10 protein-coding genes and 1 pseudogene are annotated in these 10,128 nt (G+C 28.3%); 8 read left to right on the top strand and 3 right to left on the bottom strand.

Going from position 1 to position 10,128, the window contains the following annotated elements; translation table 11 throughout:
• Positions 1–574 precede the first annotated feature (574 nt).
• Together B3N22_RS14625 and B3N22_RS14630 are read left to right on the top strand one after the other, a co-directional pair.
• A complete protein-coding gene (locus B3N22_RS14625) occupies positions 575–1,120 on the top strand; it encodes a DUF6155 family protein (protein WP_286908302.1) in 546 nt (181 codons plus the stop codon).
• A 324-nt stretch (positions 1,121–1,444) separates the two neighbouring features.
• Entirely contained in the window at positions 1,445–3,016 is a 1,572-nt protein-coding gene (locus B3N22_RS14630; RefSeq protein WP_286908305.1) for an AAA family ATPase, read from the top strand.
• A 56-nt stretch (positions 3,017–3,072) separates the two neighbouring features.
• Here B3N22_RS14630 and B3N22_RS14635 read toward each other — a convergent pair whose 3' ends face one another.
• Positions 3,073–3,294, bottom strand: coding sequence for a DUF2922 domain-containing protein (locus B3N22_RS14635; RefSeq protein WP_021800908.1), 222 nt, complete (start codon positions 3,292–3,294; stop codon positions 3,073–3,075).
• Between the two features lie 47 nt (positions 3,295–3,341).
• Positions 3,342–3,575, bottom strand: a complete 234-nt coding sequence (locus tag B3N22_RS14640; RefSeq protein WP_021800909.1) for a DUF1659 domain-containing protein — start codon at positions 3,573–3,575, stop codon at positions 3,342–3,344.
• Between the two features lie 184 nt (positions 3,576–3,759).
• Here B3N22_RS14640 and B3N22_RS14645 point away from each other — a divergent pair, with 184 nt between their 5' ends.
• From B3N22_RS14645 to B3N22_RS14660, 4 genes and pseudogenes are all read left to right on the top strand, one after another.
• Positions 3,760–4,935, top strand: coding sequence for a hypothetical protein (locus B3N22_RS14645; protein WP_286908308.1), 1,176 nt, complete (start codon positions 3,760–3,762; stop codon positions 4,933–4,935).
• Positions 4,936–5,004: 69 nt separating this feature from the next.
• Complete coding sequence (locus tag B3N22_RS14650; protein WP_286908310.1) at positions 5,005–5,325, top strand: hypothetical protein; 321 nt, start codon at positions 5,005–5,007, stop codon at positions 5,323–5,325.
• 106 nt (positions 5,326–5,431) lie between these two features.
• Complete coding sequence (locus B3N22_RS14655; protein WP_349676639.1) at positions 5,432–6,670, top strand: DegT/DnrJ/EryC1/StrS family aminotransferase; 1,239 nt, start codon at positions 5,432–5,434, stop codon at positions 6,668–6,670.
• Positions 6,671–7,312: 642 nt separating this feature from the next.
• Positions 7,313–7,956: pseudogene (locus tag B3N22_RS14660) on the top strand (IS3 family transposase); the annotation flags it as partial.
• A 242-nt stretch (positions 7,957–8,198) separates the two neighbouring features.
• On the opposite strand, the gene B3N22_RS14665 reads toward B3N22_RS14660, so the two are convergent.
• A complete protein-coding gene (locus B3N22_RS14665; RefSeq protein WP_286908313.1) occupies positions 8,199–8,927 on the bottom strand; it encodes a hypothetical protein in 729 nt (242 codons plus the stop codon).
• 274 nt (positions 8,928–9,201) lie between these two features.
• Between B3N22_RS14665 and B3N22_RS14670 the strand changes: the two genes are divergently transcribed.
• Together B3N22_RS14670 and B3N22_RS14675 are read left to right on the top strand one after the other, a co-directional pair.
• Positions 9,202–9,513 carry a zinc ribbon domain-containing protein gene (locus tag B3N22_RS14670; protein WP_286908315.1) on the top strand — a complete coding sequence of 104 codons (312 nt, stop codon included), beginning with the start codon at positions 9,202–9,204 and terminating at the stop codon, positions 9,511–9,513.
• A 147-nt stretch (positions 9,514–9,660) separates the two neighbouring features.
• Entirely contained in the window at positions 9,661–10,074 is a 414-nt protein-coding gene (locus B3N22_RS14675; RefSeq protein ID WP_286908317.1) for a hypothetical protein, read from the top strand.
• Positions 10,075–10,128: the final 54 nt, after the last annotated feature.

The following is a 10,128-nucleotide window of genomic DNA, read 5'->3' on the forward strand; positions in this document are numbered from 1 at the left end:
CTTTATAAAATTTGCATATTCATTCATTTGCGAACCTCCTTAAAAATCTATATATTTAAGGGGCTTCGCCACATTTTTCTAACTATTTGTCAAGCTTTTTATATTATTTTGATAAAAATTATTGTACGTAAATTGTTATACAAAAAAAAGAACAGGTATGTATTTGTAAACATACTCTGTCCATAACTATGATATTTATTTCTTAACTTAATGACATTGGTCTCTGAAGCTTGTTTTTTAGTTTCTGAAATTCTCTTAAAAGAATTTCTACCTTCACTATTAACTATTCTCTCTTAACTCTTAACTGCACTTCTCATCCTCCCCCCACAATAATTCCTCTAGATTCATTTGAAACTTCTGAAGATAAAAAAGCTTTTAGAGAGTTATTAGAGGAAAAGACAAGCATTAAAGCAAAATATGAATATCCAGATGGGTTAAAGTATATTTAAAAAACTTCTCTGAAAAGAAACGATATAAATATTAATAATTTGATTTTTTTAAATAATATTCAATTAATAGTTAAGAAAGTATAGTATATAGTAAAGTTATGATTAATACTATTAGGAGAAATATTATGTCTATGTTAAAAATCAATGATTTAAGATCATATTTAGAAAATAAAAGTAATCAGGAACTCATAAAAGAAATAGTTGAATTAGCAAAACAATTTCCTGTAATTAAAGAGTATTACAGAACTAAAGTTGATCCAGATTTTGAAATAGAAATCTTTGAAAAGTACAAAAAAATTATTCAAGATGAATTTTTTCATTATAAAGGTTTTGGAAAGCTTAAATATTCAAATATTAACAAAGCCATTAGAGATTTTAAAAAAATATCTAAAAATTCGAAGTTGATTGCTGAACTTATGATTAGTTATTCAGAATTTGGAGTAGAATTTATGATTGAATATGGAGATGTTGATGAATGGCTTTATAATAATATACTAAGATCTTATATTAATGCGTTAGATTATATCTTTAAGAATGGTCTAGAGGAGAAATGTAAAGACAGAATGAATCATATACGAGAAGATGTAGTAGGGGTAGATTGGGAATTTGGTGATCATATGAGTGAAGTTTATAATGAATACTTTAGTGATTTTGATGATGAAGATGAGTAAAGAAACAGAGGATTGACTAGTTAAATTTTTATGTATGCTTAAAACCTGTAGAGTTTGGTATATAATCTAAAAAAGCTGTAATCAATATGAAGATTCTATAACTTTAGTAGTTTTGATTTATTTCAAATAAACCCTAAAAATGATAAAATAAAATTGTATAGTATTATAATATGAATATCTGAAGTTAAAATATTCTTTTTAGTTCTCAACTGCTCTAATAAGTTGAGAACTGATTGTGAATATTTAAGAGCGAAAGAAGAAATTTAGCTTAGATAAATTTCTACAACTAACTCTCAACTATCTAAAAAGAAGGGTGAATAAATAATGAGAAAAAGATTTAACGTTACTGGAACTTGCATACCAGGTAGGCACTATATGGTGGATACATCTTATAAATTGGATAAAATAATAGAATTAATAGAAAACGAAGAATATTTTATAATAAATAGACCTAGACAGTATGGGAAAACTACAACCTTATATCTTTTAGAACAAAGATTAAATAAAATGGAAGGGTATTTACCTATAAAGATAAGTTTTGAGTCTATTGATTCTGAAAGTTATAGAGAAGTAAGTAGGTTTTTGAGCAGCGTAATGCTTCAGTTTAAAAATTACTTTAGATTTTCACAAAATAAAACCCTGTATAATTTTATAGTTGAAAAAATTGATGAAGTTAATAGCATGGATAAATTTAGTGAGTTTATAACTGACTTGGTTGAATATTCTGCCAAATCGGTTGTTTTAATAATAGATGAGGTAGATAAAAGCAGTAACAATCAGTTGTTTTTAGATTTTTTAGGGTTGCTTAGAAATAAGTATTTGCTTAGAAATGAAGGGAAAGACTATACCTTTCATAGTGTAATATTAGCTGGGGTTCATGACGTTAAAAGTATGAAGCTTAAGATAAGAAAAGATGAAGAACATAAATACAATAGTCCGTGGAATATTGCCTCTGACTTTAATGTTGATATGAGCTTTTCCAAAGAAGAAATAGAAACAATGCTTGTGGACTATGTACAAGATAAAAAAGTTACTTTGGATAAAGACTATTTTTCACAAAGACTTAGATTCTATACATCTGGATATCCTTTTTTAGTAAGTAAGCTCTGCAAAATAATAGATGAAAACATAATGGATGAGGAAAAACTAGAATGGAAAAAAGAGTATATGGACATGGCTGTTAAGGAAATTCTAAAAGATGATAATACTAACTTTGAGAGTCTTATAAAAAATGTTGAGAATAATACAGAGTTAAGAGTATTGGTGAAAAAGATAATAATAGATGGAATGGATATTGCGTTTAATAAGGATAACCCAATAATAACCATGGGAATCACTTATGGTATGTTTAAAAGAGAAAATGATAAGGTAAAGATTCATAATAAAATATATGAACAAAGATTGTATGATTATATGAGCTCTATTATAGAAACATCTACAGATGTTGGATATTATAATGAAAGGTCCAAGTTCATAAAAGAAGATGGAACCTTAGATATAAAGAAAGTTCTTATAAAGTTTCAAGAGTTCTTAAAACATGAGTATTCAGAAAAAAGGCAGGTTTTTTTAGAAGAGGATGGAAGATTACTATTTTTAGCTTTTATAAGCCCAATAATAAATGGAACAGGTTTTGCATTTAAAGAGGTAAAGGGTGGAGAAGAGAAGCGTTTTGATATAGTAATAACATACGAAAAGAAAATGTATATTATAGAACTTAAAATCTGGAGAGGAGAGGAATATCATAAGAAAGGTCTTGTACAACTGGGGGAATACCTAGATCAGTATAACCTTAAAGAGGGATATCTTCTAGTATTTGATTTTAGAAAAAGCGGACTGTTTGGGAAAGTTGAAGATGTTAAAGTTAAGGATAAAAATATAGTTGAAGTTTATTGTTAGATATAAAGCCCCCTTGCTATAGAATTTAAGATTCCATATCAAGTGGGCTAAATTTTTTATTTCTTTAACTCAATAACTGTACTGCTCTTACTAACAATCTTAGCGGAGTAAGGTGTTACAAGAGTTCCGTTCTTAGTTAGAAAAGTATTGTTTTCTATAATAACCTGCATCAATTCCTCAACTTCTTCATTAGTTAATCCTTCTCTAACATCAGGAATAGTTATAGAGGCTTTACTACCATTGCTGGTGATAAAGACTAGGGAAAGTGAATGATCCATATATCTCACCTCCAGTGCTAGATAATGTTTTTTCAAAATTCATAATACTATTCTCCTTCAGTTTCTGAAATTTTACTTACTTTAGTTAGTAAATAGTCTCCAGTTTGAGTGTTTAATACTGAAGCTATGGCTTTAGCAACATTTAGAATATTTTCAGTTGGAGCATCAAGCCTTATTCCTGAAAAACTTCTTTTTTTATAGGTTACTTCACCGGAAGGTTTAGTTCCATTGTAGATTTCTATGGCTAAAGTGACTGTTTGTAAATCTTCATTTACATTCATAATAAATCACCTCCTTCCCTAAAATTCAATGTACTAATATAATATGTTGATAAGTTAAAATTGTGTCAATATTTAATGCAAAATGTAGAATAGTGGCTATACTAGAGAGTTTTAGAGATATATAGAAATCTTTTTCTAACTTTTACATAGTATAAAGGGAATAATTTTATTAGGAGAAAGTTTCATGAAGGAAATTACGGTAAGTGAGTTTGGAAGAGATGATAAAGATGAGTATTTAAGCCACTCGGTTTGGACTGATGGAGAGGAGGTTCAAGGAGAGGTTGAGAGAGAAATTTTCTTTAATAAAGATAAAAAGGAAATTAAAGAAGAGGCAATCTTACCTATAAATAATAATTATCAAACTTCTTTTGATGATGATATAAACTTAGAATGTAAGCTTGAAGATTTAAGATTGAGCTTAATAAAACAATATCTTTATGATATTAAAGGTGATCGATACCAAGATGCTTTAAAAATTTCAATCGAGGATATTGGGAAAAAGCTAGATATAATTAAAGAGTCATCAGGAACTTCAAAAGTTAAAAATATTGGGGTTTTGATGTTTACTGAAAGACCAAAAGAGTTTATTCCAGGAAGTTATATAAACCTTGTTCACTTTGAAAATTCATCTGCCGATAAGAAGCATATAATGACGGTTTTTGATGGGCCTATCCATGAACAAATAAGAGGGGTTTTAAGATATGTAAAAACTTATGTACTTAATTTAAATAAACTGGAGAGTGGGGATATTTGTAACTATCCAATAGATGCTATAAAAGAAGCTGTTGTAAATGCTGTTTATCATAAAAACTATAAGCTGCATATGCCTATAGAGATTAGAATAGATAGGACTAAGTTTGTAATTATAAGTTATCCTGGAGCAGATAAAATTGTAGATGAAAATGAAATAAATGAGGGTGAAGTTTGTGCTAGAATATATAGAAATATAAGGGTTGGAGAGTTTTTACAAAGTTTGATATTTGCAACGGGAAACTCTACTGGATTAGGTAAAATGATAAAAGCTATGCACATTAATAATTCATCGAAACCAATATTTAAAACCAATGAAAGTAGGGATTACTTCTTAGTAAGGTTAAATGTAAATGAAACTTTTTTAGCTGAGAAGCAAGTAGGTGAAAGTCAAGAAGAGTATGATGATGTAAATCTAATTGAGAAAAGAATAATTGAACTTTTAAAGGATAGATCTTTATCTAAAAAAGAAATAGTTGATGCTCTTGGATATAAGATTATGGCTGGTGATATTAAAAGTGCATTTGATTCATTATTAGAGAAAAAGTATATAGATAGTACTGTAGTGAGACCAAGTAGCAGAAATCAGAAATACAGACTTATAAAGTAGAATAATTTGATTTTTATATAAAGATTATCGTATAATTGTAATAAGATGGATTGGGTAGGGTGAATAGTTATGAGCATTAATGATAAACTAGTTGTAAAAAGAGAAGATTTAGAAAAACTAAGAGCTGATATAAAGGTACTTAAAGTAATGATTGATAATAGAGATGCCTTAAGGATTATAAATGAGATGTCTGAAGTGATTGAGGATAATCTTAAGTTTGAAGAAATAAACATCAAAGATAAGATTAAAGATAAGATGACTAAAACTGAAGTTACAAACCCTGAATTAAGTTTTAAATTATATATGCTTTATAGAAAGCTTAGTGATGGAAAGATTGATGATGCAGAAGCTGCCAGGGATTTTGAGATATATACAATGATGACGAATTAATAATTGAATAAATTTTAAGCACTTCCTAGTACTCTATTAGGCATAATAGAGTACTAGGAAGTGTTTTTTTGCTTTTGTAGTAGATAGTAAGTTTAAGCTTCATATAATAGTAGAGAAAAGATTAACTAAGTTAAGGAGAAGTAATATGAAAGACGAAAGAAAAATTTCTTTTTCTCCTCCAGATATAACTGAGGAGGAAATAGACGAGGTAACTAAGGTTTTGAAATCAGGATGGATAACTTCTGGACCTAAGGTAGCAGAATTTGAGGACAAGGTTAAAGAATATTGTTCAGTTGACAAAGTTGTAGCAGTTAATTCTGCAACGGAGGCTATGGAGCTTGTATTAAAGGTTCTTAATATAAAAGAAAAAGATGAAATAATAACAACTCCTTATACCTATTCCTCAACTTCAAGTGTAGCGTTGCATAGAGGAGTTAAACCAACATTAATAGACTTAGAGAAAGATTCATTTTTTATGGATTTAAATAAACTTGAGAGTGCTATAAATAGTAATACTAAAATGATAATGCCTGTAGACTTTGGAGGAGTTCCTTGCGACTATGATGGTATTAAGGAAGTTTTAAAAGCTAAAAATAGAGAAGATATAATTATACTATGTGACTCTGCTCATTCCTTTGGGGGAAAATATAAGGGAGAAGTTGTAGGAAGTCAGTGTGACTTTCATACTTTTTCCTTTCATGCAGTTAAAAATCTAACTACCTCAGAAGGTGGAGCTATTACCTATAATGAGAATGTTATTCTAGGAAAAAAAGATCTATACAGAGAGTTTAAAATTACATCTTTACAGGGTCAAACCAAAGATGCACTTTCTAAAACAAAAGCAGGGGCATGGGAGTACGATATCATAACTGATGGGCTTAAATGTAATATGACAGATATAAGTGCAGCTATTGGATTAGTACAACTAAAAAGATATCCTGACATGTTAGAAAAAAGGAAAAAGATTTTTAATGTTTATACAAGTTTGCTTAAAAGATATGATTGGGCAATACTTCCTTTTGAGAAAGACAATTTAGGAACAGAAACTTCTTATCATTTATATTCTTTGAGAATTAGAGGATTTAAAGAAGAGAAGAGAAATAAACTAATTGAGAAATTAGCTAAAAAAGGAATAGCTACTAATGTTCACTTTAAACCACTGCCTTTATTTACTTTATATAAGAAGTTAGGATATAAGATTGATGATTATCCAAATGCCTTTTCTCAGTATGAAAATGAAATTAGTTTACCCATCTATTCAAGTTTGAGAATTGAAGATGCTTATTATGTTGGAGAAGAGATTATCAAAGAGGTGAAGAATATATTAAACTCAATAGGTGTTTAATACTGAGATGGTTTGGCATATAATATTAGATAGGATTTAGTTAAGAATGAATGAGTAAAGTTAATGGTGGAGAAGAAGTTTGATTAAAGTTTTAATTAAGAGTTCAAATTGTCAAACTTCAACTTTCCACTGATTTAAAAAGGAAGTGATGGTATGGTAAAAAGGTTTAATATTACGGGAACATGTATACTAAGTAAACATTACATGGTAGATACGTCTGATAAATTGAATAAAATTATAAACATAATAGAAGATGAAGAGTAATTTATAATAAATAGACCAAGACAATATGGAAAAACTACAACTATGTTTCTTTTAGATAAAAAGTTAAATGCTATTGAAAAGTAATTAAGTATAAAGATAAGCTTTGAAGGTATAGTTGACAGTGTTTTTGAAAGTGAAGATAAATTTTCAAAAGCATTTTTAGATATTATGATACAGGATTTGATTTAGGCTTTAAAAATGAGAAATTAGAGCAATTTCTTGAAAATGAAAATATATAGTATCAACTCTTACGGATTTATCGAAGGTCATAATTAGATTTGTAAAGACCGATAACATAATAAATATAGTGGTGTTAGTATAGTTTTATGGACACATTTTAATAATTATTTATAATAAAGTTAAGAGAGGTGTGTTCAAGTGAGAAGAAAAACTTATACAGATGATTTTAAGAAGATGGTAATTGAAGTATACAATACTGGAAAACCAATTAAAGAGATATGTGAAGAATATGGCGTGTCAACAGCTACTCTAAATAACTGGACTAATAGTGTTCAAGTGAAACAAAAAATATCCCAAAAGCCCATTATAGCTAAAAAGAGTAAAGTTACTGAAGAAAAGAACAAAGAAAATGCTAAAGAGGTTGCAAAATTAAAGAAAGAAAATGAACGAATTAAAATGGAACTTGAAATATTACACCAAAGGCGGGCTTTAGCCAAAAAAGCTATCGCCATATTCTCAAAGGATCAAGAGATATAATTAAATTTATTGATGATAATCATGGAATTTATCCAGTAAGACTTATGTGTAAATTGCTGAATATGCCTAAGAGTACTTACTACCAATCTCATCACCATACTCCGTCCCGGAGGGAATCGGAAAATATAATATTGAAAGAAAAAATACTTAAAATTTATAATGAAAATAAATGTAGATACGGTGCTCCCAAAATACAAAAAACTCTTGAACAATCAGGTGCGTATATAAGTATCAAAAGAGTTCAGAGATTAATGAAGGAGCTAAATATTCGTTCTATAGTAATTAAAAAGTTTAGACCAACGAAGTGGCCTTAGCTTAAACTGAGGGACGTTTTTATTTTCGTCTTAAAATATTAATAATAAAATAAAAGAAAACATGACGTCATCTTTTTGTAATTAAGTGTTATTAATTAAAGTATTTAAAGAGCTTGCTTTTTAGAGTTGATTCTGTAATTCACATTTTCTAAATTATCCATGTTTTTCGAAAAATATAGCATGAGTATAACTGAAAAAACTAGGAAAAGAGCTTATTTCCTAGTTCATTATTTTTATTTTCCAGAAGATAATAAAATTGCAGCCTGATGCTGAGGGTCTGGTTTATTGTCCTTGTGTCTAGTACTATCTTTAAAGTGAATATCAATTACTCCATCCATACCATTATTTTTAATCATGTCTAAGTTTTCACCTGTTCCATATCCATCAGAGCGATTGTCAACAGTTTTGATAGCTTCCTTAGAATCGACTCCAGCATGAGGCATGGCAGTCATTGATGCGGCTATATAAAGTTCATTTATATTTACAATGATAGGTCTTCGCTCCCATGAAAAACCACCCCAAATACTTTTAATAATACTAGTATCAGATGTGGATGAGGCTTCACCATCTAGATGGTTTGTACCAAAAGTTCGTTGAATATTAAATGTCTTTTTGGTGGCTAAATCTATAACTTTTACTGTAGTTCCTTTAGGAATAAGATTACTAGCTTTACTCCAATTAATTAAATCACCATATTTAGGAATACTTGAAGATTCAGTGGGTTGCTTAGAAACTTTAGGTTCTTCTTTAGATATTGATACCTCGGTTTTAGCAGCAACTTCTTTAATTAAATTAGTTTCTGAGACTTTAGCAATGATAGGATTAGTATGCTCAAAAAACTTAAAGAAATTAGTATCACCATCATAATTATTTGGTACTCTATTTAGATTAGAAGACAATACCCATGAAGTACTAGTAAGTAATATTAAAGAAATTAATTTACTTATGGCATAGTTTTTCATTTGTTTACTCCTTTCATATGTATAGGATTAATCCTACGTACATACCCTTAGATACATATTTAAATTCGTTTATTGGTATTTACAAAAATTATACGTATAAATTTTTAAATTTACTACAGGGAATATATTCATTTACAGCATGATTAATTTTATTGACATACGCATATATCACGAATATAATAAAACATATGAATATATATTCATGTGTTTGCTTTAATTTATAATTTGTTAGTTAAAGATGCATGTTAATTAAGAATTGAAAGGAGATATATGTATGGGATTAAATAATTTGTTCAGATTTTTTGGTGGAAATCATCATGATGAACATTACAATCATCAAAATAAACACCATGGTAGTCACCATGGGTACAATAAGTACTATGAAGATAGAAATTATCAAGAAGTTAGAGAACAATATAATTATGGGCAAAAGAGGTGCCATAAATGTTCAGCTAAAATTAGTGAAGAAAGTAAGTTTTGTTCTAACTGTGGAACAGAAATAAATCATGATATTTTCTGTAAAGAATGCGGAGAAAAACTATCTTCGAATTCTTCATTTTGTTCTAACTGTGGAAAAAATGTTTAAGTATTATAATTAAAACAGTTTTATATAGAATATATGTTCATATGTATCTAATCCTTTAATACTGAGAGTAATGTTTTTAAGAGCAACATTTAAGTCAATTAAACTATGTAATATTACAATATTATTAAAAATATATGGAGGTACTTTATGAAGAATAAAATAGAACATAATATTTTATTTATATATTTGACAATATTTCTTGTTATGACAGTTGGTGCATTTTTATGGCAATTCTTTATGCCAGATATTGCGGATAGATATTCTACTTGGAATATAAGCAGGGGGTGGCAGAGAGAAATTGCATTATGGAATTTAAGTATTGACTTTGCTATTGTAATTACACTTATAAAAAAGGATATAAAGTACGCTGAAATTCTTACAATTATGGCAACAATTCTATGTTTATTATTAGGTATAAATCATTTTATTTCAGCAATTACAGCAACAAAAGGAAGTACAGCTTTACATTGGATGGGAACAATTGAGGTATTACTTTTTGGTACAGGATTTGGGATTATTGCTTTATATAAGTCCTTCTTTCTAAAAAGAACAAAATTTTGATATTACAACTATTTTTAAATATAATTTTAAATAAAATATATTAATTGTTGACAA

Origin of the sequence: Clostridium sp. UBA1652 (genome assembly GCF_002320975.1) — a bacterium.
Taxonomy (GTDB): domain Bacteria; phylum Bacillota; class Clostridia; order Clostridiales; family Clostridiaceae; genus Clostridium_T; species Clostridium_T intestinale.